This window comes from Chelativorans sp. YIM 93263 (assembly GCF_028767125.1).
Lineage (GTDB): Bacteria > Pseudomonadota > Alphaproteobacteria > Rhizobiales > Rhizobiaceae > Chelativorans.
Window position 1 is genome coordinate 130,046 of sequence record NZ_JAKCWP010000003.1, and the last position, 25,854, is coordinate 155,899.

23 protein-coding genes, 1 tRNA gene, 1 pseudogene and 2 riboswitches are annotated in these 25,854 nt (G+C 63.1%); of the genes and pseudogenes, 8 read left to right on the forward strand and 17 right to left on the reverse strand.

The window, feature by feature from the left end; genetic code table 11:
* Positions 1-179: 179 nt before the first annotated feature.
* The 6 genes and pseudogenes from LY631_RS07660 to LY631_RS07685 all read right to left on the reverse strand — a co-directional run.
* Positions 180-899: pseudogene (locus LY631_RS07660) on the reverse strand (precorrin-2 C(20)-methyltransferase); the annotation flags it as partial.
* Positions 896-1,531: a precorrin-8X methylmutase gene (locus LY631_RS07665; protein WP_274424618.1), complete on the reverse strand. Its 636-nt coding sequence runs from the start codon at positions 1,529-1,531 to the stop codon at positions 896-898. The pseudogene LY631_RS07660 and the gene LY631_RS07665, both read right to left, overlap by 4 nt.
* A complete protein-coding gene (locus tag LY631_RS07670) occupies positions 1,528-3,012 on the reverse strand; it encodes a hypothetical protein (protein ID WP_274424619.1) in 1,485 nt (494 codons plus the stop codon). The genes LY631_RS07665 and LY631_RS07670 overlap by 4 nt, the downstream gene beginning before the upstream one ends.
* A complete protein-coding gene (gene cobN, locus LY631_RS07675; RefSeq protein WP_274424620.1) occupies positions 3,009-6,419 on the reverse strand; it encodes a cobaltochelatase subunit CobN in 3,411 nt (1,136 codons plus the stop codon). The genes LY631_RS07670 and cobN overlap by 4 nt, the downstream gene beginning before the upstream one ends.
* A 4-nt stretch (positions 6,420-6,423) precedes the next feature.
* Complete coding sequence (gene cobW / locus LY631_RS07680; protein ID WP_274424622.1) at positions 6,424-7,461, reverse strand: cobalamin biosynthesis protein CobW; 1,038 nt, start codon at positions 7,459-7,461, stop codon at positions 6,424-6,426.
* Positions 7,458-7,901 carry a DUF1636 family protein gene (locus tag LY631_RS07685; protein WP_274424623.1) on the reverse strand — a complete coding sequence of 148 codons (444 nt, stop codon included), beginning with the start codon at positions 7,899-7,901 and terminating at the stop codon, positions 7,458-7,460. Before LY631_RS07685 ends, cobW begins: the two co-directional genes overlap by 4 nt.
* A gap of 32 nt (positions 7,902-7,933) precedes the next feature.
* Positions 7,934-8,144: riboswitch (cobalamin riboswitch) on the reverse strand.
* Between the two features lie 59 nt (positions 8,145-8,203).
* Positions 8,204-8,399, forward strand: a riboswitch (cobalamin riboswitch).
* A gap of 38 nt (positions 8,400-8,437) precedes the next feature.
* On the opposite strand from LY631_RS07685, the gene LY631_RS07690 reads away from it, so the two are divergent.
* Genes LY631_RS07690 through LY631_RS07710 form a run of 5 tightly spaced genes read left to right on the forward strand, consistent with a single transcriptional unit; the run spans position 8,438 to position 11,959 of the window.
* Positions 8,438-8,614 carry a CbtB domain-containing protein gene (locus LY631_RS07690; protein ID WP_274424624.1) on the forward strand — a complete coding sequence of 59 codons (177 nt, stop codon included), beginning with the start codon at positions 8,438-8,440 and terminating at the stop codon, positions 8,612-8,614.
* Positions 8,615-8,631: 17 nt separating this feature from the next.
* On the forward strand, positions 8,632-9,372 hold the full coding sequence (locus LY631_RS07695) for a CbtA family protein (RefSeq protein ID WP_274424625.1): 741 nt from the start codon (positions 8,632-8,634) through the stop codon (positions 9,370-9,372).
* Positions 9,365-9,880 (forward strand): bifunctional adenosylcobinamide kinase/adenosylcobinamide-phosphate guanylyltransferase, encoded by a 516-nt coding sequence (gene cobU, locus LY631_RS07700; RefSeq protein ID WP_274424626.1) that lies wholly within the window; start codon positions 9,365-9,367, stop codon positions 9,878-9,880. The genes LY631_RS07695 and cobU overlap by 8 nt, the downstream gene beginning before the upstream one ends.
* Position 9,881: 1 nt before the next feature.
* Positions 9,882-10,496, forward strand: a complete 615-nt coding sequence (cobO, locus tag LY631_RS07705) for a cob(I)yrinic acid a,c-diamide adenosyltransferase (protein WP_274424627.1) — start codon at positions 9,882-9,884, stop codon at positions 10,494-10,496.
* Between the two features lie 2 nt (positions 10,497-10,498).
* On the forward strand, positions 10,499-11,959 hold the full coding sequence (locus LY631_RS07710; RefSeq protein ID WP_274424629.1) for a cobyric acid synthase: 1,461 nt from the start codon (positions 10,499-10,501) through the stop codon (positions 11,957-11,959).
* Here LY631_RS07710 and cbiB read toward each other — a convergent pair.
* The gene (gene cbiB / locus LY631_RS07715; protein WP_274424630.1) at positions 11,943-12,911 is read right to left on the reverse strand and encodes an adenosylcobinamide-phosphate synthase CbiB; all 969 of its coding nucleotides are present in this window, start codon (positions 12,909-12,911) and stop codon (positions 11,943-11,945) included. The two genes, LY631_RS07710 and cbiB, sit on opposite strands and share 17 nt — an antisense overlap.
* Here cbiB and cobD point away from each other — a divergent pair.
* Positions 12,910-13,959, forward strand: coding sequence for a threonine-phosphate decarboxylase CobD (gene cobD / locus LY631_RS07720; RefSeq protein WP_274424631.1), 1,050 nt, complete (start codon positions 12,910-12,912; stop codon positions 13,957-13,959). The two genes, cbiB and cobD, sit on opposite strands and share 2 nt — an antisense overlap.
* On the forward strand, positions 13,956-14,462 hold the full coding sequence (locus LY631_RS07725; protein WP_274424632.1) for a tyrosine phosphatase family protein: 507 nt from the start codon (positions 13,956-13,958) through the stop codon (positions 14,460-14,462). The genes cobD and LY631_RS07725 overlap by 4 nt, the downstream gene beginning before the upstream one ends.
* Positions 14,463-14,784: 322 nt before the next feature.
* Here the strand turns inward: LY631_RS07725 and lipB are convergent, their stop codons facing one another.
* The gene (gene lipB / locus LY631_RS07730) at positions 14,785-15,498 is read right to left on the reverse strand and encodes a lipoyl(octanoyl) transferase LipB (protein WP_274424633.1); all 714 of its coding nucleotides are present in this window, start codon (positions 15,496-15,498) and stop codon (positions 14,785-14,787) included.
* Between the two features lie 172 nt (positions 15,499-15,670).
* On the opposite strand from lipB, the gene LY631_RS07735 reads away from it, so the two are divergent.
* Positions 15,671-15,755: transfer RNA gene (locus tag LY631_RS07735), tRNA-Leu, on the forward strand.
* A gap of 100 nt (positions 15,756-15,855) precedes the next feature.
* On the opposite strand, the gene LY631_RS07740 is transcribed toward LY631_RS07735, so the two are convergent.
* The 9 genes from LY631_RS07740 to LY631_RS07780 all read right to left on the reverse strand — a co-directional run bounded on the left by LY631_RS07740 (position 15,856) and on the right by LY631_RS07780 (position 25,852).
* Complete coding sequence (locus tag LY631_RS07740) at positions 15,856-16,548, reverse strand: ABC transporter ATP-binding protein (protein WP_274424634.1); 693 nt, start codon at positions 16,546-16,548, stop codon at positions 15,856-15,858.
* Positions 16,549-17,832, reverse strand: coding sequence for a lipoprotein-releasing ABC transporter permease subunit (locus LY631_RS07745; protein ID WP_274424635.1), 1,284 nt, complete (start codon positions 17,830-17,832; stop codon positions 16,549-16,551). It lies immediately after the preceding gene.
* Positions 17,832-19,157, reverse strand: a complete 1,326-nt coding sequence (gene proS, locus LY631_RS07750) for a proline--tRNA ligase (protein ID WP_274424636.1) — start codon at positions 19,155-19,157, stop codon at positions 17,832-17,834. The genes LY631_RS07745 and proS overlap by 1 nt, the downstream gene beginning before the upstream one ends.
* A gap of 391 nt (positions 19,158-19,548) precedes the next feature.
* Positions 19,549-19,818: a DUF1467 family protein gene (locus LY631_RS07755; protein ID WP_274424637.1), complete on the reverse strand. Its 270-nt coding sequence runs from the start codon at positions 19,816-19,818 to the stop codon at positions 19,549-19,551.
* Positions 19,819-19,950: 132 nt separating this feature from the next.
* Entirely contained in the window at positions 19,951-20,355 is a 405-nt protein-coding gene (gene mce / locus LY631_RS07760; protein ID WP_274424638.1) for a methylmalonyl-CoA epimerase, read from the reverse strand.
* Between the two features lie 11 nt (positions 20,356-20,366).
* On the reverse strand, positions 20,367-21,974 hold the full coding sequence (locus LY631_RS07765; RefSeq protein WP_445082862.1) for a ribonuclease J: 1,608 nt from the start codon (positions 21,972-21,974) through the stop codon (positions 20,367-20,369).
* A gap of 78 nt (positions 21,975-22,052) precedes the next feature.
* Positions 22,053-22,871 carry a biotin--[acetyl-CoA-carboxylase] ligase gene (locus tag LY631_RS07770; protein WP_274424641.1) on the reverse strand — a complete coding sequence of 273 codons (819 nt, stop codon included), beginning with the start codon at positions 22,869-22,871 and terminating at the stop codon, positions 22,053-22,055.
* A gap of 20 nt (positions 22,872-22,891) precedes the next feature.
* A complete protein-coding gene (gene nuoN, locus LY631_RS07775) occupies positions 22,892-24,328 on the reverse strand; it encodes an NADH-quinone oxidoreductase subunit NuoN (RefSeq protein WP_274424642.1) in 1,437 nt (478 codons plus the stop codon).
* 15 nt (positions 24,329-24,343) lie between these two features.
* Positions 24,344-25,852, reverse strand: coding sequence for an NADH-quinone oxidoreductase subunit M (locus tag LY631_RS07780; protein ID WP_274424643.1), 1,509 nt, complete (start codon positions 25,850-25,852; stop codon positions 24,344-24,346).
* Positions 25,853-25,854 lie beyond the last annotated feature (2 nt).

Genomic DNA, 25,854 nt, shown 5'->3' on the forward strand with positions numbered 1-25,854 from the left:
CCCCTCACCGACCCCGCTTCGCGGGGCCACCTCTCCCCCACATTTTGTGGGGGAGAGGAATGGGCACCTTTCATCGCGGCCAGCGATTCCTCTCCCTCGTCCTGAGCCTGTCGAAGGGCGGGGGAGAGAGCCTGCCCCGGGCTTGATCCGGGGTGGTCCGCGACGTCCGCATTGATCTCTTGCCCACGCCATCCCGGCACGAGCACAATGGAAAAATAGGCTGCCTTGTCGTTCGGCTTCTCGGAAAGGGGCATGGTCACCATCGCCTCCATGGTGCCGCGCTCTACGAAGACAGCCTCGCCAAGCTTGCCGGCGGTCTCGAGCGCGCGGCGGATCTTCGGCAGGTTGCGGCCGACCTTCATGATAATCGCGGCGTCCGCGCCGTCCATCCGGCGGGCAAGCTCCGACTCCGGCAGCGTACCGGGCAGTACGGACAGCACATCGTCGCCCTGGGCGATAGGCAGGCCGACAGCCGACCAACAGCCGGACATGGCGGTGATGCCGGCGACGACCTCCGTCGGATAAAGGTGCGCCAACCGTACATGTAGGTGCATGTAGGAGCCGAAGAACAGCGGGTCGCCTTCGCTCAGCACCACGACCGTGTGGCCCGCCGCAAGGTGTTCTTCCACGGTCCGGGCGGATTCCTCGTAAAAGTCCTGGATGACCTTTTTATAGGCCGGGTCGTCCTTGGGGATTTCCGTCGTCACCGGATAAAGAAGCGGTAATTCCACTGCTTTCCGACCGATATGCGCGGCGGCAATCGTGCGCGCATTGGAAACGTGGCCGCGCTTTGCGAAATGGGCCACGACATCGGCGCGCGCGAGCGCGTTGACCGCCTTGAGCGTGATGAGTTCCGGGTCGCCCGGCCCGGTGCCGACGCCGATCAATTGTCCGCTCATATGCCTGCCCTCGCCAATGCGTTCACCGCCGCCGCCGTCATGGCGCTGCCGCCGAGCCGCCCGCGCACGACGGCGAACGGAATGCCATGGTCGCCCGCCGCCAGCGCTTCCTTCGATTCCGCCGCGCCGACGAAGCCGACCGGCATGCCGATGATGGCCGCCGGCCTCGGCGCATCGGCCGCGAGCATATCGAGGAGATAAAAGAGTGCCGTTGGCGCGTTGCCGATGGCGACAACCGAACCTTCCAGCCGGTCGCGCCAAAGTTCGAGCGCGGCGGCCGAGCGGGTGTTGCCGACCTTCTCCGCCATCTCGGGCGTGCGCGAATCGCGCAGCGTGCAGACCACATCATTGCCGGCGGGGAGCCGGGCGCGCGTGATGCCGTGGGCCACCATCTCGGCGTCGCAGAAGATCGGCGCGCCGTTTGCCAGTGCGGTCAGCGCCGCCTCCACGAAGCCGGATGAGAAGATGAAATCTCGCGCCGCCTCCACCATGCCGCAAGCATGGATCATGCGGATCGCCACAGCGGCTTCGGCTTCGGAAAATCGCGACAGGTCCGCCTCCGCCCGGATGATGGCGAAGGACTTTTCGTAGATGGCGGCGCCGTCGCGGATGTAGTCGGAATGGGTGCTCATGAATGTTGCCCTTGCGTGGAGGCGCGCTCTTCCTCGGCCAGTTCGACGAGCAGCGCCTTGAGATCCGGTGCGGGGTCCGCGCCGTCGTTCACGATGCGATAGCCTTCGCCGCTGCCCAGAAGCGATATCACGGGGCCTGAAGGCCGGGCGCACTGTTTCTCGCAGCCGGAAATGTGGACCGGGCTTTGGCGCGCAAGATCCGGCCGCCGCGCCACCAGCCGGTCGGCCAGGCGTTTCGTGGCCAGATGCGCCGAAGCGCATGCGGGACTGCCCGCGCATGTGGCGATAGCGAGGCGTGGGTCGGCAGGCTCGGTGACGAGGCCTGCCCTTTCGGCGGCGGCCAAGAGCGCTGTTTCTTCTCCGCCCGCAACGTCGAGAACGATCAGGCCGCGACCTGGCGCCAGGCGGATTTCGCCGATGCTTTGGGCGAAACCGGCGAGCGCTTCGCTTTCGATCTGGCCATAGGCGAGCGCGACGCCTTGCGCCTGTTTGCCATCGCATAGCGCATAACGGCCAACTGGTGGGCGCGTTGGTTCGGTGCGGGCAGCTGTGGGTGAGGATCCGCGACCGGTGATCGCGGCCAGGTCGCTTTCGGAAAGATCGCGGGCGCGAGCGTTCAGACCTCGCTCGGCGATGGCCCGAAGGATACGGACGGTGGTCTCGACCGCATTGTCTTGTGAGAAGTGGCCGAGCACGCGGGCGGTAGCCGATGTGCCGCCGACGCGGATAACCCACGTTATATTGGAAGCACAATGGCCGGTATTGCCGCCGCCGCTCCCCCTTACCGTCTCATTTTCGTTCGAGCGGATATTCTTGTGCCGCGTGACCCCCTCACCGCCTCGCATTCGCTCGGCACCTCTCCCCCATAGAGGGGGCGAGGAATCGCCGGCCGCGATGCCCGCGCGCCCTTCCTCGCCCCCGCTTGCGGGGGAGAGGTGGCCCGCAAAGCGGGTCGGTGAGGGGGGCACTCCACCGGACCGACTAGAATCCACTTCAACAGTGTCCGCGAAAGACTGCGCCATCCCCTCCAGTTTCACATCCGCGGTGATGCCACCGAGGCCAAGCGCTCCGCCGCCATCCACAGTAACAGACACCTTCGGCCCCAGCCGCTCCGACAATCCGAGCGCCGCGGCGCGCTCGGCGATCTCGCGCGCAAGATCGCGCGGGTCAGCCACCTCTTCGCTATCGCGTCCGGCGAGCGGGTTGGTGTCGATCGGCAGCCCGGATCGCACGGCGATCCCGAGCGACTCGACTTCGGCAGCTAGCCCGCCGGTGCTTTCCTCCGTCAGACCGCGGATCTGCAGGCTGCCACGCGCGGTGATCTCGATGATGCCGTTGCCGAAGCGTTTTGCGGCCTGCGCAAGGCCGGCGAGTTGGCGCCCGTTGAGGGCTCCGCCCACCGGATTGAGGCGCGCGAGCAGGCCGTCGCCGGTCTGCATCGGCTGGAACAGTGTGGGACAGGCGCCGCGTGCCAAGCTCATGCCGCTTCCTCCGCCTGTGCTTCGGCGATCAATTCGGCAAGATCGTTGTCGACGGAATTGCGCCGCGGGTGCCATAGACCGCGGCGGCGGGCGTCGGCGAAGCGCTCGGCCACGGCGCGGAGTGCGGCCGGGTTTTCGCGCAGCATGAAGTCGCGCACGTGCTCGTCTTCCAGATAGGCCTCGTGCACCGCTTCGATCAGCGCAGGAGAAATGGCCTCGGTCGTCTCGGCAAAGCCGACCAGCCGGTCCACGGTCTCGGCGAATTCCGCCGCTCCGCGCGGTCCGTGGCGCATCTGGCCCTCGATGAAGCGCGAGTTGAGGGCACGTGCCCGGACGGCGCGGGTAACCGCCGAAGCAAGCGAACGGGCGCGCGGGCGGGCAGGGTCGGTGGTGTCGAGCACGACGAGATCGGCCTTGCCGCCCAGTGCGGAAACGGCCGCCGAAAAGCCGCCAATGAAGGCCACGTCGGCCGTACCTTCGAGAATGTCGCGGCCGGGGTCGTCCCCGGTGTGCACCAGGAGGTCGGCGCCGGCCACGCGCTCGGCGAAGGCGCCGGGCACCTCGCGCCCCTCCCCTTCCGCGCCGCCGAAAGCGTGCGAGGCGGCGCCGAGATAGGCTTGCCCCAATTCCGTGCGTTCCTCCCACTCGCCGCGTGATAGACGCTCCTCTATACCAGCGCCATAGGTGCCGGGCGCGGAGCCGAAGATGCGCGCGGGCGCTCTGCCCTCGCCTCTCGCGGCCTGCGCCAGTGGGTTTTCGTCCTCCGCCTCCTCACGCGCGGCGACGGCAGCGACAGCCGCGTCGATAAGCGCGATCTGGACGGGGAACATGTCGCGGAAGAGACCGGAAATGCGCCAGGTCACGTCGATGCGCGGGCGGCCGATGGCGGCGGGCGGAAGCACCTCGATGCCGGTGACGCGGCCGGTGGCCGTGTCCCATTGCGGGCGGCAACCCATGAGCGCCAGGCCTTGCGCGATCTCCTCGCCGCCGGTTCGCAAGCTCGCGCTGCCCCAAAGATCCATCACCAGCGCGCGGGGATAGTCGCCATGCTCCTGCATGTAGCCGCGCACGATCTCCTCGGCGGCGGCTTGGCCGAGCGCCATGGAGGTCGGTGTCGGAAGGGTGCGTGGGTCGGCTGTGAAGAGATTGCGGCCCGTAGGCAGCACATCGGTGCGTCCGCGCGACGGCGCGCCCGAGGGGCCGGGAGGCACGCGCTTGCCGTCAAGTGCGGCGATGAAGGCCATGCGCTCGCGTTCCGCGCTTTGCCGCCGCATGGGTTCGGCGTTCTCCTCCGATCGGCCATAGATGTGCAGGCCGTCCTTGACGGCGAAATCCTTGAGGTCGCAGAGCCAGGCGTCGATCCTGAGCAGGGCTTCTTCCGGATCGTCGCTCTGCGATACCCCGGCCTCGCCGGCAAGCCCGGTCCTTTGTGCCGTCTCGACGATCAGTCCGGCCAGCCGGTCGCGGCGGCGGCGGTCGAGGCCTTCGGCCTGCGCGAACTCATCGACCAGGCGCTCGAGCGCCTGCTGGTCCTCGGAAAGACCAGCGCCGGCAAGCGGCGGCGTGAGATGGCCGAGCGTGACGGCGGCGATGCGGCGCTTGGCCTGAGCCGCCTCGCCCGGATTGCTGACGATGAAAGGATAGACGACGGGCAGCGGTCCCGCGACGATTTCCGGAAAGCAGGTCCGGCTCAGCGCTACCGCCTTGCCGGGCAGCCATTCGAGCGTGCCGTGGGCGCCCAGATGCACGAGCGCGTGACAGCCAAGCCCCTCGCGCAGCCATATGCCAAAGGCGATCAGGTGATGCCGGGGTGGGAGGAACGGGTCGTGATAGTCCACCCGCCGGTCGGCCGAGCGGCCGCGGTCGGGCGCAAAGCAGATGGTGACATTGCCGAAGCGGGCGGCGCGGAATTGGAAGGCACCGTCGACGAGATCGTCTTCCGGCGCGCCCCATGCGGCTTCAACAACTTCGCGGGCTTCCTTCGGCACTTGGGTAGCGGCGGCGGCATAATCCTCGGCGGGAAGCGCCGCGCCTTCGCGTTCGAGGCGGCGCATCAGATCGCGCGGCGTCTCGGGAATATCTTCGACGTGATAGCCTTCCGCCTTTAAGTCGCGCAGCATTTCTATCGCGCTTTGCGGTACGTCAAGGCCCACAGCGTAGCCGCTGCGCCCGGTCGCCGCCGGATAATCCGGGAGGATGATGGCGAGCTTTCGATCCACACGGGGCGTAACCTGCAGCTTGAGATTGGCGGCGATGCGGTCGGCCACCTGTTCCACCCGGTCGGGCTCGGGCCGGTTCACCTGCAGGCCGACGGCAAGGGCGGGGTCGGCCTCCTGCGGCTCCTTGAAGGAGATGGCGCCGGCCATGATGCGCCCATCCAACTCGGGCAAAACCACATGCATGGCGAGATCGGCCGGGGCAAGGCCTCGGTCGCCATCCGCCCACGCCTCGCGCCGGGTGGTGGCGATGGCGACCTGGAAGACCGGCAGGCCGAGGCGGTCGAAAAGCGCCTCATCCTCGCCTTCCATGCTGCTGGCAAAGGCGGTGGCGGTGATGAGAGTGGCGGGCTGCAGTGCCTTCACCATCTCATCGAGGAGCTGGCGGGAGATGTCGTCGCGCAGGGTGGCGACGAAAACGGGCACGGCGAGGATGCCTCGCTCCTCCAGCGCCTTTGTCAGAGCGTCGATGGGGGCGACGTCGCTGGCCAGCAACATTGAGCGGTAGAAGATGATGGGTACGACGGGGCGATGTGATGGACCATCGGCATCGGCTGCGCGCGCGATGCTCGCAAGGCTGGCGCCAGCATGGGCCGCTTGGCCCTGTAAGGCGGTGAAATGCTCCAAGTCCACCACGCCCTTGCCCGGCGCGTAATATCCCGCCCTTTCCAGCGGGCGGGGCTCGCCTGCCTCTACTTCATGACCCGCCAGCCGCGCCATATGACGCACGGCAAGGCCGATATTCTCCGGCCCGCCTTCGCGGAAGCAGGCGAGCAGCCTTTCGTAGGCTTCCCCGGAAACCGTGGAGAGCGACGCCAGCCGGTCGTCGCGTTCACCGCCTTCACCCGGCAACAGCGCCAGCGCGATGCCCTTTTCGCGCGCCGTCGCGGCGAGTTGGTCACAGCCATAGCGCCACCAGTCATAGCCGCCGAGAACGCGGGCGACGACGACGCGCGCATGGGCCGCGACACTGTCGATCCACAGATCCACGGACATGGGGTGGCGCAGTTCGCGCAACGGTGCGAGCCGAAGTGACGGCAGCACGTTTTCGTCCGCCTTCCACGCGGCGGCCAGACCTGCCAGATCGCTGTCGGTGAAGGACAGCGCCACCATCTCCGCCGGGGACTGGCGAAGGTCGACCGGCTCGATCAGGTCGTCGAGCGAGGCGGAGCTGGTGGCGAGGATATGCATGGCTTCATGCCGCCAGAAGCTTTTCGACTGCCGCCCTGTCGAGGCCCTTCAGCCCGATGACGACGAGGCGCGTTCCGCGCTCTTCATCCGGCTTCCAAGGGCGATCATAATGATGCGTCACGCGCGGGCCAACGGCCTGAACCACAAGCCGCATCGGCTTGCCTTCCACATGGGCGAAGCCCTTGAGACGCAGCACGTTTTCCGCTTCCGCCGCGGCAGACACCTTGCGCGCCAGCTCGTCAGGGCTAGTCACCGTCGGCAGGTCGAGCACGAAAGTGTCGAAGTCGTCATGCTCGTGATCGTCGGCACCGTCATGATGGGTCTTTCGGTTTTCGATGTCGTTTTCGACAGCAAGCCCGAGGCCGAGCAGCACACCGCCATCGACCTTGCCGTTCATGCCGGGCACGATCTTGGCACCGGGGCGCACGTGGCCGTTCATCCGGCCCTCGGCACTGACCAGATCGCCCTCGTCCAGAAGATCGGCCTTGGAGAGAATGATGAGATCGGCGCAGGCGACCTGATCGTCGAAGACTTCCTCGATGGGGTCGTCGTGGTCGAGCGACTCGTCGGCTGCCCGCTGCGCTTCCAGCGCCTCCATATCGGCGGCCACGCGGCCCTCTGCCAGCGCCGGCCCGTCGACCACGGCCACGACGCTATCGACCGTGACGCGGCTCTTGATGCCTGGCCAGTTGAAGGCCTGTACCAGCGGCTTCGGCAAGGCAAGGCCGGAAGTCTCGATCAGGATGTGATCGACTTTGGGCTCGAGCGCTAGGATCCTATCGAGCGCAGGAGCGAAATCGTCGGCCACGGTGCAGCAGATACAGCCATTGGCGAGCTCCAGAACGTCGTCATCCGAGCAGCCTTCGAGACCACAGCCGCGCAGCACCTCGCCGTCGATGCCGATATCGCCGAACTCGTTGACGAGAACCGCGATGCGGCGGCCGTTCGCCTGCTCCAGCACGTTGCGGATCAGCGTCGTCTTGCCGGCACCCAGGAAACCGGTGATCACCGTGCAGGGTACGCGTTGGAGAGCGGCGGTCATGTTATCTCCTTCAAGCTGTCATAGGTGGGAATGCGCGCGATGAGGCCGCGCTTGAGTGCTTGTGGCCGTTCGCGGAAGGGTATGAAGCCGTCCTCCGAGCGGGCGAACAGCGTCGCACCGGCAACGAGGTCTGCGCCGCTGTCCGGCTGCAAATCGCCGAAGACATAGGACCAGCACCCCTCGCGCAGCAGAGCGGCGGAGAGGCCGCGCTTGCAGTTGCCGAGGCAGGCCACCTGCCGAACGCGCACGCCGGCTTCGGCTCCGGCTTCAACCGTGTCTTTGGCAAGCTTGCTGCCCGGACGGGGTACGTCATCCGGATCGCCGGGGCGGCGGCATGAGCTGCAGACCACCACGGTTACCGAGCCAAGTGGGTCCGGTTCAGTGACATTGCAGGCAGGGAGGGAGTCCGCCGGTTCTGAAAAGTCGTTTTTCAAAGTCATATCCTTTGCCCGGGTCACCCGCCAGGCGGTCGGAGTTCACAATTACGACGGCAGGTCTCCTGGCTCACGGATCCGCGCCTTCCGCCGCCTTCCCGAACGCCCGGGCGGGCTTTCAGTGGCCTCGTGGCGGAGGCTCTCCGATTACAGTTGCGGGGACAGCTGCGGAGTTGCCCGAAGGCGCACCGCATTCCCTCTTAGCTCCCGCCCGTCACAGGCGAGAGAACCATCGGCGGCCATTTAGAGCCGGGACGACGACGCTGTCAACGCGAGAAAAATCATCTTGCCCGCGCGCACATTTCAGTTAAGGTTCGCGCGTCGTCGGTTCCCTTTGGGGATGAAAGAGGGAACGCGGTACGGGCGAACACCCCAATCCGCGGCTGCCCCCGCAACTGTGAGCGATGAGCTTAGCCCGAGCGCCACTGGAGCCTTTGCGTTCCGGGAAGGCGGGCGAAGCCGAGACCCGCGAGCCAGGAGACCTGCCGCCGGCGGAAACGAAGCCTCCAACTCCCTCGGGTGGAGGGTAAAAGGACTGACCAATGACTGCATCAACGACACTCGGCGCAGCCGAATCAGTAAGATCCCGTCTTTTTCCACTTCTGTTGGCCGGCCTCCTGGGGACGTTCATCGTCGGATTCGTGGGCTTTGCCCAATCCGACGTGCTCCACAATGCCGGGCATGACTACCGGCATTCCATGGCATTTCCCTGCCACTAAGCAGCCGAGGCTCAGATATGTCGGTTTTACGCAACGCGGTGTTCCTCGCCGCGATCGCCGGTCTGTTCGCGGGTATCGCGATGACGGGCCTGCAGACCTTTTTCACCGTGCCGTTGATTCTCGAAGCGGAAACCTATGAGGCAGGCGCCAACGCCGCCCACGGCCACGCCCATGAGCATGGCCACGAGGATGCGGCTGCGTCCGGGCACCATCATAACGAAGATGCCTGGGCGCCGGCGGATGGTGCCGAGCGGACAATCTACACAGCTCTCGCCAACGTCGTGACCGGGGTTGGTTTCGGCCTGCTGCTGGTCGCTGTTTCAGAACTCGCCGGTGGGATCAGCAGCTGGCGCCAGGGGCTCGTCTGGGGTTTTGCCGGATTTGCGGTTTTCACGCTCGCGCCGGGACTTGGCCTGCCGCCGGAACTGCCGGGGATGCCGGCAGCAGACCTGCTCGCCAGGCAGACGTGGTGGATCGCAACCGTGTGCGCGACTGCCGGCGGCCTGGCGCTTATCGCCTTCGGCAGGCAACCGCTTCTGGCCGTGCTCGGAGTGGCGCTGATCATCGCGCCCCACTTCGTCGGCGCACCGCAACCGGCAACGCACGACACCGCGGTGCCGGCCGAACTGCATCACAGCTTCGTGGTGGCGGTGACGCTGACCAATCTGGTGTTCTGGGTGCTTCTGGGGGCAGCGGTCGGCATTCTCCGGACGCGCTTTGCCGAAGGGCTGGGCGCGGCGCGCAGCAGCTTTGCGTGACAAGAGGCATCTGACCTTCATCCTCGGCGGCGCGCGCTCGGGTAAGAGCCGCCACGCTGAGGCGCTCGTCGAGGGTCATCCCGCACCGTGGACCTACATCGCCACGGCCCAAGCCTATGACGAAGAGATGCGGGAGCGGATCGCAGAGCATCGTGACCGGCGCGACGGACGCTGGAAAACGGTCGAGGCGCCGCTGGACCTTGCCGGCGCCCTCGTCCGGAATTCGGGCGGAGGCCCGGTGCTGACCGACTGCCTGACATTGTGGCTGACCAATGTGATGCTGGCGGAAGGCGACATCGACGAGGAATGCCGACGCCTCGTCGAGATCCTTGGAAAGCCGCATGGCCCCTGGTACGTCGTTTCGAACGAGGTGGGCATGGGGATCGTGCCGGAGAACGCGCTCGCCCGGCGTTTCCGCGATGCGGCGGGACGCCTCAACCAACTGGTCGCGGCGGAGGCCGACAATGTGGTCTTCATGGTCGCCGGCCTGCCGATGAAGGTGAAGTGAAATGCGCGAGATCGAAGAAAAGGACGCCGAACGCCATAAGGCGAAGATGGCCAAGCGCAAGGCCGTTCAGGACGCCGAGGTGGCGGAGAAGAAGATCGAAAAGGGCCTTCTGATCGTCAATACGGGTCCGGGGAAAGGCAAGTCCACCGCCGCCTTCGGCCTGGCGCTGAGGACGCTGGGCTATGGCGGTCGCGTCGGCGTCGTGCAGTTCGTCAAAGGTGCCTGGCACACGGGCGAGAAGGATGCCCTCGCCCGCTTCGGCGACCAGGTCGAGTGGCACACGATGGGTGAAGGCTTCACTTGGGAGACGCAGGACCTGAAGCGCGACATCGCCGCTGCCGAGCGTGCCTGGCAAAAGGCGACGGAGCTGATGGCCGACCCGTCCGTCGGCCTCCTCATTCTGGACGAACTCAACATTGCGCTGCGCTACGAGTATCTGGATCTCGAGAAGGTCGTCGAGACGCTGGGAGCACGCCGGCCCGACCTGCATGTCGTGGTGACCGGGCGCAACGCCAAGCCGCTACTCGTCGAGGCCGCCGATCTGGTCACGGAAATGGGACAGGTGAAGCATCACTTCTCCGCCGGCGTGAAGGCGCAGCAGGGCATCGAGTTTTAGCAATGTCCCGCGCGCTGATGTTCCAGGGCACCGGTTCCGATGTCGGCAAGTCGCTGATCGTCGCCGGTCTCTGCCGCGCCTTCGTCAATCGCGGTCTCCGCGTCCGGCCGTTCAAGCCGCAGAACATGTCGAACAATGCCGCCGTGACCGCCGACGGCGGGGAAATCGGCCGGGCGCAGGCGCTGCAGGCGCGCGCGGCGCGCGTGGAACCGAGCGTTCACATGAATCCGGTGCTCTTGAAGCCGCAAAGTGACGTCGGCGCGCAGGTGGTGGTCCAAGGCAATGTGTTCGGCACGGCCAAGGCAGCCGCTTACCAGTCCTGGAAACCTGACCTGCTTCCCCGCGTGCTCGATAGCTTTCACCGCCTGCGGGAGGAGGCCGATCTCGTCCTTGTCGAAGGTGCAGGCAGTGCCTCCGAAACCAATCTGCGGAAAAACGATATCGCCAATATGGGCTTCGCGCAGGCGGCGAAGCTTCCCGTGATGCTGATCGGCGACATTGACCGCGGCGGTGTCATCGCCAGTCTCGTGGGGACGAAGCACGTGATCGATCCGGCGGACGCGGCGCTGATCCGTGGCTTCGTCGTCAACCGCTTCCGCGGCGACCCGGCCCTGTTCTCATCGGGCATGGAGGAGATCGCGCGGCTGACCGGATGGGCGCCCGTCGGGCTCATCCCCTTCTTCGAAGAGGCGCGGCGCCTGCCGGCGGAAGATGCGCTGGCACTAACGCAGAAATATGTCCCACGCAGTGTCGGTGGCCGCATCAAGATCGCCGTGCCGATCCTGCCGCATATCTCGAATTTCGACGACCTCGACCCGCTTGAGGCCGAACCGGACGTGGAGTTGGTGCGGGTCTGGCCCGGTGCGGCCTTGCCGGGCGATGCCGCGCTTGTGCTGCTCCTCGGCTCCAAAACCACGATCTCGGACCTCAATGCCCTGAAGGCCGCCGGATTCGACATCGACATCGCCGCCCATCTGAGGCGCGGCGGCTATGTGCTCGGCCTTTGCGGGGGCTATCAGATGCTCGGCCGAACGATCGCCGACCCGAGCGGGATCGAGGGAGCGCCCGGCACGGTGGAGGGCCTCGGCCTCCTCGATGTCGCGACCACGCTCATCGCGCAAAAGACGCTCACCGCTGCCGAGGGCCGGACGGCGGACGGTACGTCCTTCAAGGGCTATGAAATGCACATGGGGCGGACCGAAGGGCCGGACTGCGCACGACCGTTCGCGCAGCTTGCCGACGGACGGGCGGACGGCGCCGTATCTTCAAACGGGCAGGTTTTCGGGACCTATGTGCACGGGCTTTTCGCCGACGACCGGCAACGCTCGGCCTGGCTCAGGCGGCTGGGCAGTGCAGCCTCGAGCCTCGACTACGAGGCCGGGGTCGAGAATACGCTGGACGCGCTGGCGCGGCATCTTGAAGCCCATCTCGGCCTCGACGGTCTTCTCAGCCATGCAGCATGAAGAGCCCCGCCAATACGCCGAGAAGAGTGATCAGCACCGCATCGGCCGCGCGGTAGAGTCTGAGGGCGCGGCGGATATCGGCGGCCGTCGCCTCGTGCCGTCCGCCCTCGCCCATGGTGGCGTCCTGCACCAAGACGCCGCCATAATTGCGCGGTCCGGCAAGCGCCAGGCCCAGCGCCCCCGCCATCGCCGCTTCCGGCCATCCCGCATTGGGCGAACGGTGCCGGCCGGCGTCCCGAGACACCGTGCGCCAAGCCTTTGCCGGAGAGCCCTCGCCGGTGAGGTGCGCGGCGATGAGAATGAGCAGCGCGCTCAGACGCGACGCCGGAAGATTGACGAGATCGTCGAAGCAGGCAGCAGCCCAGCCGAAGGCTTCGTGGCGCGGGGTGCGGTGGCCGATCATGCTGTCGGCGGTGTTGACGGCCTTGTAGGCGAGCGCCCCCGGCAGGCCGATCACTGCCAGCCAGAAGGCCGGCGCCACCACGCCGTCGGAGAAATTCTCCGCCAGGCTTTCGATGGCCGCGCGGGAGACGCCTGCCTCGTCGAGTGCCGCGGTATCGCGGCCGACGATTTGCGAGACGGCCCTGCGCCCGCCGTCCAGCCCTTCCGTTTCCAACGCGTGGGCGACCGCCTCGACATGGATGCGGAGGCTTCGCTGGGCGAGAAGCGTGCTGGCGAGGACGGCCGTGACCGCAAGCCCCACGCCCGCGCCGAGGAGCGACTGGATGGCCCAACCGGTGATTCCAGCAATTGCAATCAGTATGATGAGCGCCGCGACGCCGCCGGCGCGGCGGCTTTGCTTGGTCCATTCTTCCCGGTTGAGCGTCCCGTCCAAAGAGCCGATCAGCCGGCCCATCCAGGTGACCGGATGACCGATGGCGCGGAACAGGCGGTCCGGATAGCCGAACGCCAGTTCAATGGTGAGCGACAGGAAGGCTAGAAGAATCGACATGGCACTTCGTATGGACAACCCGGTGAAAGACGTGACCGATCATGGCGGCAGCCTGGCGAGCGCGGAAGCGCTTTTCCCGAACGCTCCGAAGCCGTGGCTCGATCTTTCCACAGGCATCAATCCCTACTCCTATCCGCTTCCCGACTTTCCGGCCAGCGCCTTTGCGCGACTTCCAGAAGAGACATCGCTTCAGGAGCTCTCAGGCATCGCCGCCCGGACCTATGACGCCCCGGACGGCGCCAATATCGTGCCTGCGCCGGGAACGCAGATCCTGTTGCCGCTGGTCGCCGGACTGATATCGCCCGGTAAGGCGGCCGTGCTCTCGCCGACTTATGCCGAGCACCGGCGCGCGGCGGCGCTTGCCGGGCACTCGGTCTGCGAGGTCGCCGAGTTCGCTGGGCTCTTCGAGGCGGATTTGGCCATTCTCGTCAACCCGAACAATCCCGACGGCCGGGTCATCCGCCGCCGCGATCTTCTAGCGCTCGCCGAGCATATGCGGGCGAGGGGCGGGCTTCTCATGGTGGACGAGGCCTTCATGGACGTGGGACCGCAGGAGGAGCGTCTCGACGCGGATGTGGAGGCGGGCGGAATCGTGGTGCTGCGCTCCTTCGGAAAGTTCTTCGGGCTTGCCGGCCTGCGCCTCGGCTTCGCCGTCGCCGCGCGCCCCCTTGCCGAGGCTTTGCGTTCCAGGCTCGGTCCTTGGGCAGTCAGCGGTCCCGCGCTTGCGGTCGGCCTTGCCGCCCTTTCTGATATCGATTGGCAGACGGCAATGCGCGCGCGGCTGGCGAAACGAATGGCCGCGCTTGACGTTCTGCTCGCCGAAAGCGGATTTGCCGCCGCCGGCGGTACGCCGCTGTTCCGCTTTCTGCGCACGCGCGAGGCCGAAAATCTCTTTAATGCACTCGGGAAAGCGGGAATTCTCGTGCGCGCGTTCGACCGCGATCGCGATGCACTACGGATCGGGTTACCGGGCAGCGAAGCGGCGTTTGAAAAGCTATCAGCCGCATTGCGGCATTGGCGCGAGAACGAGAGCAAGGTGCAAGCATGATCCATGTAACCCCCCTCTCCCGTCTTGAAGCGACACTCCAGACCACGCGTGCCAAGCATCTGATCACGCTGCTTTCTACCGGATCGATTTTTGAACGCCCGGCCCATCTTGAACCCGCCTGCTGCCTGCACCTATCCATGCACGACATCATCGAGGAGATGCCGGGCTATGTCGTGCCTTCGCGCATGCATGTCGAAACACTTCTGGAGTTTGCGCGCACCTGGGACCGCTCATCGCCACTGGTCGTCCATTGCTTTGCCGGCATAAGCCGCTCCACGGCCGCCGCATACTCGATCGCCGCCGCGTTGCAGCCGGATCGTAGTGAGACCGCGATCGCACAGGAACTACGCAGGTTTTCTCCATCTGCCACGCCGAATATCCGCATCGTCGCGCTCGCCGACGAAGTATTGCAGCGTCAGGGCCGGATGGTGGAGGCTATTCGGAGCATCGGCCGGGGAGCGAATGCCTTCGAGGGCGAAGCCTTCACGTTGCCCCTCACCTGAGGCAGTTCGCTTCACCCTCACGCCCATTTCTCATTTGCGCCGATTTTATCCCTGCTTACGCGACGTACCCAGGCGCCACTTTCAAATCACTTTGACTGTTGACGAGAACATTTACAGAACATATAAGGCTCATATCAAGATCATATTGCACCTTATGCACAGGGAATTGAAATGTTTGATCTCGTTCAGGACGTTGTGTCGCTCGTGGCCGTCAGCTCGTTTATCGTCGTCGCCGCAACATGGATCGGAGCTCTTTGAGCGCGTCCGGCCCGTTGGCCGGCAGAAACCGCCAATCAGATTTTTCGGTCCGGCTTGTCCGATTCTAGAATTGGGCAGGCCCGAGTATCTCCTCAAAGGCCTGCTTGAGCGCGATGTCGAAATCGTCCAGCGTGACCGGCAAGCCAAGATCGACGAGGCTCGTGACGCCGAAGCCGGAAATACCGCAGGGCACGATGCCAGAATAGTGTGAAAGGTCGGGTTCGACGTTCACAGCTATGCCATGAAAGCTGACCCAGCGGCGAAGGCGAATTCCGATGGCAGCGATCTTGTCTTCCATCGGTGTGCCGTCGGGCAAGGGGGCCTTATCGTGGCGCTGAACCCAGACGCCGACACGCCCGTTCCGGCGCTCGCCGCGCACATTGAATGACGCGAGAGCGGTGATAACCCAATCCTCAAGTGCGGTGACAAACCCGCGGACGTCTTCCCGGCGCCGCTTAAGATCCAGCATAACATAGGCGACCCGCTGGCCCGGGCCATGATAGGTGTATTCACCGCCGCGCCCGGTCTTATAAACCGGAAAACGGCTGGCATCGAGCAGATCGTGCGAATCGGCGCTCGTTCCCGCTGTGTAGAGCGGCGGATGCTCGACAAGCCACACCATTTCGCGGGCATTGTCCGCGCGAATGGCCTCCGCCCGCCTCTCCATAAATGCAATCGCTTCGTCATAGGGCGTCAGACCCGGCTCGATTCTCCACTCCACCGGCTGTGTCGGCACGTGGGGGAGGAATCCCGGGCGCGATGCAACGGCTTGGCTCATGTTCTTGGCTCCACAGGGCGGCGTGATCTGCACATTTGTTCCTACATAGGCGCGCGCGACCGGCAATGCGACCTTGCAATCTTTTTAACGGGTTTTGCCAATCATCGGGCTTGTCTCGCGAAAAGCGATTTGCTACATGCGCGTTGGCCGGTGCGAACCGGTCTTTCCGTGTGCGGTCGTGGCGGAATTGGTAGACGCGCAGCGTTGAGGTCGCTGTGGGGCAACCCGTGGAAGTTCGAGTCTTCTCGACCGCACCATTCTTTCCTTTTATCTGAAATCGCTAGCTGATTTTGGAATCCTCCGCACATGTCTGCAAAGTGCGAGGAAATGATTGTTCCACGCTCCCAGCGCCAAAGCCTACTGCGCGCCGCCGACCTCTACCAGTTGCCCCTCCGAAAGGGTCACCTGCCGGTCCATCCGGGCGGCAAGTTGCTCGTTGTGCGTGGCAATCAGAGCCGCAAGACCGGATTGGCGCACCAGCGCTTCCAGCGCATCGAAAACGTAACTAGCCGTAGTAGGATCGAGATTTCCCGTCGGCTCGTCCGCCAGGAGCACCAGCGGTGCATTGGCCACGGCCCGGGCGATGGCCACGCGTTGCTGTTCGCCGCCGGAAAGCTCTGCCGGACGGTGCTCCATGCGCTTCTCAAGCTTCATGTAGGCAAGAAGCTGGCCGGCGCGCTCGCGCGCGTCGGCCGGCCCGAGGCCTGAGATAAGCTGCGGCATCATCACGTTTTCCAGCGCCGTAAATTCCGGCAGCAGATGATGAAACTGGTACACGAAGCCGATCTCGCTCCGGCGTATCGCCGTGCGTTCGTCGTCCGGTAACGCGGCGCAGGAGCGCCCATTGATGACGACATCGCCGCCATCGGGCTGTTCCAACAGGCCGGCGATATGCAGAAGCGTCGACTTGCCCGCTCCCGACGGGGCGGCAAGAGCCACCATCTCGCCGGACTTCAACGTAAAGGCGGCACCGTTGAGAATCGTTAGCCTGTCCGTCCCCTGGATAAAATGCCGCTCGACCGACTTCAGCTCAAGGATGGTTTCGGACATTTATTCGTATCTCAACGCTTCGACAGGATCGAGACGCGAGGCGCGCCAAGCAGGGAATAACGTGGCCAGGAAGGACAGGATCAGCGCCATCAACAAAACCGAGAGGGTCTCGCCCGTCTCCATCTTGGCGGGCAATTGGCTAAGGAAATAGACTTCCGGATTGAAAATGGTGGTTCCGGAAAGCCAGGAGAAAAACTGGCGGATGGATTCGACATTGAGGCACAGGAGAGTTCCGAGAAGGAATCCGGCAAACGTTCCGGTCACGCCAATGGCCGCGCCTGCCATCAGGAAAATGCGCATTATCGAGCCGGCCGTGGCACCCATGGTGCGCAGTATCGCGATGTCGTGCCCCTTGTCCTTCACCAGCATGATCATGCCGGAGATAATGTTAAGCGCGGCAACCAAAACAATCATGGTTAGGATCATGAACATCACATTGCGCTCCACCTCGAGCGCGGAGAAAAACGTGCGGTTCCGCTGCCGCCAATCTGAAATGGCCACCGGACGCTGCGCGGCTTCCTCGATCAGTGGCCGGTAGGAATCAACATCGTCGGGGTCGTTCACGAAAATCTCGATCAGCTGCGCCAGATCTTCCACGCCGAGATAAATCTGCGCTTCCTGGAGCGGCATCAGGGCGATTGTCGCGTCGTACTCCGACATGCCGACTTCAAAGATCGCGGTGACCGGATAAGATTTCACCCGCGGCGTCGTCCCGAAAGGCGTGACGTCTCCTTCAGGGGAGACCAGGGTGATAGCGTCCCCCACCACGAGACCGAGAGACTGCGCCATGCGCGAGCCGATAGCCACCCCCTCACCCGCTGCGAAGTCTACCAGACTTCCCTGTTTAACGTTTCCAGCGATAAGGTCCATGCTGGTCAGGTCCTCGGTTCGCATTCCGCGAACGATGGCACCAGTCCCTTCACCGCTTCGGCCGGAGGCCAGCACTTGCCCTTGAACCAGAGGCGCGGCGAGTTCCACGCCCGGAATTTCGGCAATGCGGGCGGCGATCTCATCGTAGTTGTCCAGCGGCATGTCGATCGGCTGGACCACGATGTGGCCGTTGACGCCGAGAATCCGCGTCATCAGCTCATCGCGAAATCCGTTCATGACCGCCATAACGACTATCAAGGTCGCAACGCCAAGCATGATACCGATGAAGGAAATCGAGGCGATGACCGAGACCACGGCCTCCTTGCGCCGCGAGCGCAAGTAACGCCACGCTACAAGACGCTCGAAGTAGGAGAAGGGCTTTATGCCCCCGTGTGCCTTCGCGGCTTCCGCCATCAGCGTGCGCCGAACCGATCGGCCACGGACGGAATCGGGACGGTCTCGCGCTCCCCGGTCGCGCGATTTTTCACCTCGACCTCGCCATTGGCAATGCCGCGCGGACCCACGATGATCTGCCAGGGCAAACCGATCAGGTCGGCAGTGGCGAATTTCGCGCCAGGCCGCTGGTCCGTGTCGTCATAGAGCACTTCGCGGCCGCTATTCTGCAGCCCGCCATAGATCTCCCCACAGATGCGATCACACTCGGGATCTCCAACCTTCATGTTGATGAGCGCGATATCGAATGGCGCCACGGATTCCGGCCAGATGATGCCATTGTCGTCGTGACTCGCCTCGATAATGGCGGCGGCAAGGCGCGAAGGACCGATGCCGTAGGAGCCCATGGACACGAAATGCTCCTGCCCGTCGGGCCCCGTGACGGACGCCTTCATGGGTTCGGAATACTTGGTGCCGAAGTGGAAGATGTGCCCCACCTCGATGCCGCGCGCCGTAAGCCGCTTGTCCTCCGGCACCTCGGTCCAGGCCGTTTCATCATGCATTTCGTCTGTCGCTGCATAAGGTGCAGTCCACTCCGACACGATACCGGCAACCTCGGCATCGTTGCCGAAATCCACGTTCTCTCCCGGCACGGGGAGGTCCAGGAAATCCTTGTGGCAGAACACCTCGCTTTCGCCCGTCGAGGCGAGGATAATGAACTCGTGGGAAAGATCGCCGCCGATAGGCCCGGTATCGGCGCGCATGGGAATGGCCTTCAGCCCCATGCGGGTGAAGGTTCTCAGGTAGGCGACGAACATGCGGTTGTAAGCGGCTTTGGCACCTTCGAAATCCAGGTCGAAGCTATAGGCGTCCTTCATAAGGAACTCGCGCGAGCGCATGACGCCAAAGCGGGGGCGCACCTCGTCACGGAACTTCCACTGGATGTGATAGAGGTTCAGCGGCAGGTCCTTGTATGACTTCACATAGGCGCGGAAGATGTCGGTGACCATCTCCTCGTTGGTGGGGCCGTAGAGCATCTTGCGCTCGTGCCGGTCGGTGATGCGCAGCATCTCCTTGCCGTAATCGTCGTAGCGTCCGCTCTCTATCCACAGGTCGGCCGATTGGATCGTGGGCATCAGGATTTCCTGGGCGCCGGCGCGGTTCTGCTCCTCGCGAACGATACGGCAAACCCGGTCAAGCACGCGCTTTCCCAGCGGTAGCCAGGAGAAACTGCCCGCCCCTTGCTGGCGAATCATTCCAGCACGCAACATGAGCCTGTGCGAGATGATCTCAGCCTCGCGGGGGTTTTCCTTCAAGATCGGTAGGAGATAGCGCGACAATCGCATGAATGAGCCTGCATGAGAGGTGAGAACGGAATCAAATCCGCCGATGAATATGGCCTTCGCTTCTTATCCATTTCGTGGCGCGTTGAAAAGCCAGGCATGAGGACGCGGCTCACGCAATCTCATCGCGCGTGGTAACCATGTCGGTAACAGGAAAGCGATATTGCAAAATTTTTCGTGACATTGGATGACAATATAGTCTAGTGTAGCACGTACAAAAAAGGGAGTGGAGTTCAATCCGCTTCCCATAAGCGCGGTCAAAAGTCTTGGGAGGATACGGTCTTGGCGCGGTGTCTCGCAGCCGCCGTTTAAGAAACGGAAGAAGGCCGGACGCGTTTAGTTGCAAGGCGTAATGCCTTGCATTTTTTTTGCCCTATTCTTCCCTAAAGCACTATCAGTAAAAATCAGGAACAATGCGCGGGATATCGTCGATAGAATATCCCAGCACACGCGTGAGCACGTAAAAAATCGCAAACACAATTGTGGTCAGCACAGTTGTGCGGATCAGAGCTCTCAGCATATGGGGTCCGCGTGGCGCACTGGATGTCGTGCCGAGAACAACGTCCTCCTCATCATCCTGGGTGCGCAGCCCGATCGGGAGCGAGACGAACAATACGACCCACCAGATGATGAAGAAAACGGCGAGGAGTGAAATCCAGTCCATAGGAAAGCTCGAAAGTTGAGGCAAATGCCGCTGGTGTAAACGCCACTAGAGGCTGCTTAACGGTTGGTCTGCTTTGCGCCAAAATAGCGCTGAAGGGCAATGGTTTAAATTCTTGTGCGACGCGGCGTGCCGTCACACCTGTTCCAGCTCAACAAGCGTGCCCATGAAGTCCTTGGGATGGAGAAACAAAACCGGCTTGCCGTGGGCCCCGATTTTCGGCTGTCCATCTCCCAGCACCCGGGCGCCATCGGCAAGCAGCCGATCGCGGGCAGTCCGGATGTCATCCACTTCGTAGCAGATATGATGTATCCCACCGGAAGGGTTCTTCTGCAGGAAACTCTCGATGGGAGAGGCATCCCCCAGTGGCTCGAGCAGCTCGACTTTCGTGTTATCCAGATCGATGAACACGACTGATACGCCATGCTCCGGCAGGCTCTGCGGCTGGGAAACGCGCGCGCCCAGCGTGTCCCGATACACCGCGGTGGCGGCTTCCAGATCGGGAACAGCAATCGCTACATGATTTAGCCTGCCGAGCACTTCACTCACTCCTACTGGGTGACGAAGACCGTGGTAATCGGTTTCTTCCCCCACGCATCGTTGGCCGCGGCACGGACAGCACGCCGGACCGCTTCCCCCACCAGATCAAGATCTTTCCTTCGCGAGCGCGGAATACCGTATACGGCTCCGATCGCCGCTTGCAGCATGATCTCCTCCAAGGGCGCACCGCGCGCGTCGTTCTCTGCAACTCCGAGAGCGACAAGGTCGGGATCGCCAGCCAACTCATAGCCTTCATCGAGCACGACATTGACTGCAACATGGCCGGCAACGGACAGCTTGCGCCGCTCACGCACACCGACTTCATCATCGTTGCCGACGATTTTTCCGTCCTTGAAGATGCGCCCTACTGGCACCTCGTCAATGATCTCGGCCGGCCCCGGCGCAAGCCGCAGCATGTCGCCATTGCGCACCTGTGCAACTTCCGGAATGCCCGCGGTAGCTGCGAGCGAGGCATGAGCGGAAAGATGCGCCGCCTCGCCGTGAACAGGCACAAGGATTCGCGGCTTCACCCATTCGTACATTTGCTTCAGTTCGCTGCGGCGGGGGTGGCCCGAGACATGGACAAGCGCGTCCTTATCCTCAATGATCTTTACACCCTGCTCAATGAGCCGGTTCTGAATGGTGAGAATCGGCTTTTCGTTGCCGGGAATTACGCGTGACGAAAACACAACGGTATCGCCAGGGGACAGCGCAACATTGCGCATCTCATCCCGAGACAGCTTTGCCAATGCCGCACGTGATTCACCCTGGCTTCCTGTGCACAGAACGACGGCGTTTTCGCGTGGTATGTAGCCAAAATCCTCTTCCGACAGGAACGGCGGCAGGCCCTCCATATAGCCGAGTTCAGCGGACACTTCGATGACCCGCTGAAGGGATCGCCCGAGGACGAGAACCTGCCGTCCGCAATCGCGTGCGGCTTCAGCAACCGCGCGGATGCGGCCGACATTGGACGAGAATGTGGTGACGACCACGCGGCCCTCGGCTTCCTCGATGACTCCCCTCAGGCCGGCACCCACCGCCTCCTCGGAAGGCGATTCACCTTCACGCATTGCGTTTGTGGAATCGCAAATGAGCGCCAGGACGCCATTCTCTCCCAGCGTGCGGAAGCGCGCCTCGTCCGTCTTGGGGCCGAGTGCGGGTGCCGGGTCGATTTTCCAATCGCCGGTGTGGATAATGGTGCCGGCTGGCGTGGTCATCGCGAGCGACACAGGCTCGGGAATCGAATGGGTGACCTGGATCGCCTCAATTGAGAAGGGACCAACCGTAAAGGTCTCCCCCGCTTGAAAGATCGTCACCGGCACATCACGCGCCGTGGGATCACCAGCCCGCTTCGCCTCGAGAAGGCCGGCGGCAAAGGCCGTCATCCAGACGTCCGCTTTCAGGCGAGGCCACAGATCGAGCACCGCGCCATAGTGGTCCTCATGGGCATGGGTGATGATGATGCCGGCTAGATTTTCGACCTCTTCTTCGAGAAAGCGAATGTCCGGCAGAACCAAGTCGACGCCCGGCAAGTCCGGCCCGGGGAAGGTGACACCGCAATCGACAACGATCCATCTGCGCGCATTCGGCGGGCCATAGCCGTAAAGCGCAAAATTCATTCCGATTTCGCCGACGCCCCCCAACGGGCAAAAAACCAGTTCCGCTTTGTCGGACACGCTTTCTCCTTCCATTGGCGGTCACGCGCGAGCGGACGCCACTGCACCGAAATGCACATCACCGGCTGCGATCCGTAGACGCGAACCATCATTCTCACGAATTACAAACCGGCACGATTCGTCGATTGTTTCAAAGACTCCGCGAACGACACGGCCATCTATCCGAAGTGAAACCTCACTACCGAGACCGGCCGCGCGAGCAAGCCATCGCTCTCGGATTGCAGCCAATCCGTGACCGCCGTTCCACAGGCGGATGTTGTCCACCCATGCGTCCGAGAGCGCAAGGAAAAGCTCTGCAGCACTTACGCCCGCCCCGAGACGCGCAAGCGAAGTTGCGGGATAAGGCACATCTTCCGGATGGCTGGTAACGTTCACGCCTATTCCTATCGCCAGCGCGAAGCGTCCTTCGTCGAGCACGGACGATTCCAGGAGGATACCGGCCAGCTTGGAGCCGTCCGCCAGAACATCATTTGGCCACTTCAACTCAAAGCGATCACGTCCAGCACTCGCACTATCCACCCCCATCGCCACCTTTCCGTCCGGCACAATGGCTGACAGTGCATCGCCCAACGACAGGCCCGCAACAAAGCCGAGTGTGGCCGCAGCCGACGCCTCAAGCTCGCCCACAACCAACAAGGTGGCAGCCAGGTTACCCGGCGGCGTGGCCCATGGCCGCCCTCTCCGGCCCCGCCCACCAGTCTGCTGCGAGGCTGCGATCCAAAGCTTTCCAGGATCGCCCGCGCGCGCCCTTTCAAGAGCCATCGCATTTGTGGAACCGACACTCTCATGCGCCTCCAGCCGATAACCGGCGGCGGATGCATGAGGCGCAAGGGCAAACATGGCCGAAACCACGCCTTTGCTCAAAAGAAGGTCATGGCTGCGGCATTCGCAAGGCGACTGACAGGACCGCCGAAGAAGACGTAGAACAGAACGAACGCACCTGACAGGGAGAGAACAAAGCGCAGTTCCCCTGCCATCGGCTGAAAGCCGCCGACCGACTCGTCGAACCACATGACCTTGATAACGCGCAGATAGTAGTAGGCTGCGACAACCGATGCCAAGACACCGATAACCGCAAGTGCATAGAGCTGGGCGTCGATGGCGGCGAGGAATACGTACCATTTAGCCCAAAACCCGGCGAGCGGCGGAATTCCGGCCAGCGAGAACATGAGGATGGTCATGATCGTCGCCATCATAGGATTGGTGGCGGACAGCCCCGCCAGATCATCGATCTGCTCGACATTGGTATCGTTACGCCGCATGGCCAGGATGAAGGCGAAGGTGCCCAGCGTCATGGCCAGATAGATCAGCATGTAGATGATAACGCCGCGCACACCTTCCTGCGAATTCGCCGCCAGCCCGACCATCGCAAAACCGATATGGCCGATAGAGGAATAGGCCATCAGCCGCTTTATATTGCGTTGGCCGATAGCGGCGAAGGAACCGAGCAACATCGAGGCGATCGCGATGAACACCACCACCTGCTGCCAGTCGAACGCAATTGGTTCGAATGCGCCGACTGTTATGCGCACGAGCAGCGCCATGGCCGCCATCTTCGGCGCCGCCGCGAAAAAGGCGGTCACCGGCGTCGGCGCGCCCTCATAGACATCCGGAGTCCACATGTGGAAGGGCACGGCTGAAAGCTTGAAGGCGAGCCCAGCCAGCACGAAGACAAGGCCGAAAATCAAGCCGAGCTGCCGCTCTTCGCCGGACAGCGCCGCCGCAATCGCATCGAACCCCGTGTTGCCGGTAAAGCCATAGACGAGGGATATACCGTAGAGCAGCATACCCGAGGAGAGCGCGCCCAGAACGAAATACTTCAGGCCCGCCTCAGTCGCACGGATACTTTCGCGGTTGATCGCGGCGACCACATAGAGGGCGAGCGACTGCAACTCAAGTGCCAGATAGACAGTGATCATGTCGTTGGCCGACACCATCAACATCATGCCGAGCGTGGAGAGCATGATGAGCACGGGATACTCAAATTTGTCGAACCGTTCGGCCTTGGCGAAACCAACGGACATGACGAGCGTGACCACAGCGCCGATCAGGGTCAGAAGCTTCATGAAGCGTGAGAACGGATCGCTGATGAAAGCGCTGCCAAACGCCGCACCCTCCGTCGGGAAAATCACCACCCATGCGATAACGGCGAGAAACAGCGCCACCGACAGACCAGTGACCGTGGTGTTCGCCCGGTCACCGGAGAAAACGCCTACCATAAGGAGCGCCATGGCGCCTATCGCCATCACCAGTTCAGGGAGGGCGAGGATCAGGCTCGAGGTCAGATCAAACGTCATGCGTGATGTCCCAGTTTAATTGGCCGCCACGCCGGCCTGCGCCACATCGGTGGAAACACTTATCTGGTTGAGCAGGGCATCGACCGAGGTCGCCGTCGCATCCAGCAGCGGAGCCGGATAGACACCGAAGAAGATAACCAGGGCGACGAGCGGATAAAGAATTGTCTTCTCGCGCAAGGTGAGGTCCTGAAGGCCCTTCAAACTTTCCTTGGTGAGGGAACCGAATATCACCCTGCGATAGAGCCACAACGCATAGGCCGCCGACAGGATGATCCCCGTCGTGGCGAAAAGGGCCACCCAGGTATTGACCTGGAATGCGGCGAGCAGGGTCAGAAACTCACCAACGAAAGCGCTCGTCCCCGGCAAGCCCACATTGGCCATGGTGAAAACCATCAGGGCGACAGCGTATTTCGGCATATTATTCACGAGACCGCCATAGGCGGCGATATCGCGCGTGTGCATGCGGTCATAGATCACGCCAACGCAGAGGAACAGTGCGGCCGAAACCAGCCCGTGCGAGATCATCAGAAAAATCGCGCCCTGAAGTCCCTGCTGGTTAAGCGTGAATATCCCCATGGTGACAAAGCCCATATGCGCCACGGATGAATAGGCGATGAGCTTTTTCATGTCCTCCTGCATCAGGGCCACCAGCGATGTGTACACAACGGCGATGACCGACAGGACAAAAATGAAGGGGGCCAACTCCATGGAGGCAACCGGGAACATGGGCAGCGAGAAACGCAGGAAACCATAGCCGCCCATTTTCAGCAGGATGCCGGCAAGGATGACCGAACCAGCGGTGGGAGCCTCCACGTGGGCATCCGGCAGCCAGGTGTGCACGGGCCACATGGGCATTTTCACGGCGAAAGAGGCGAAGAAGGCCGCCCATAACCAGAACTGCATCTGCACGGGGAAGACGTGCGTGAGCAAGGTGGGGATCTCTGTCGTACCGGCCTGCCAGTACATGGCCATCATGGCCAGCAGCATGAGAACGGAGCCCAACAGCGTGTAGAGGAAGAACTTGAAGCTGGCGTAGACGCGCCGCTTTCCGCCCCAGACACCGATGATGATGAACATCGGAATCAGGCCCGCCTCAAAGAACACGTAAAACAGAACGATGTCGAGCGCGCAGAAAACGCCGATCATCAGCGTTTCCAGGATGAGGAACGCGATCATGTATTCCTTAACGCGGTTCTGGATCGCTTCCCAGCTCGCGAGGATACAAAACGGCATCAGGAATGTCGTCAAAATGACGAACAGCACCGAAATGCCGTCGACGCCCATGTAATAGGTAATTCCGGAATCCAGCCAATCCCGCTGCTCCACCATCTGGAAACCCGGCAAGGAATTGTCGAAGCCGATCCAGATGAAGAGCGACAGGATGAACGTGAATACGGTCGTCAGTAGTGCGACGTTGCGGATGTTGCGGCGCGCGATATCTCCGTCATCCCGAATGAGCAGGATGAGCAACGCACCGACAAGCGGCAGAAAGGTGACCGTGGAAAGGATTGGCCAATCGGTCATGG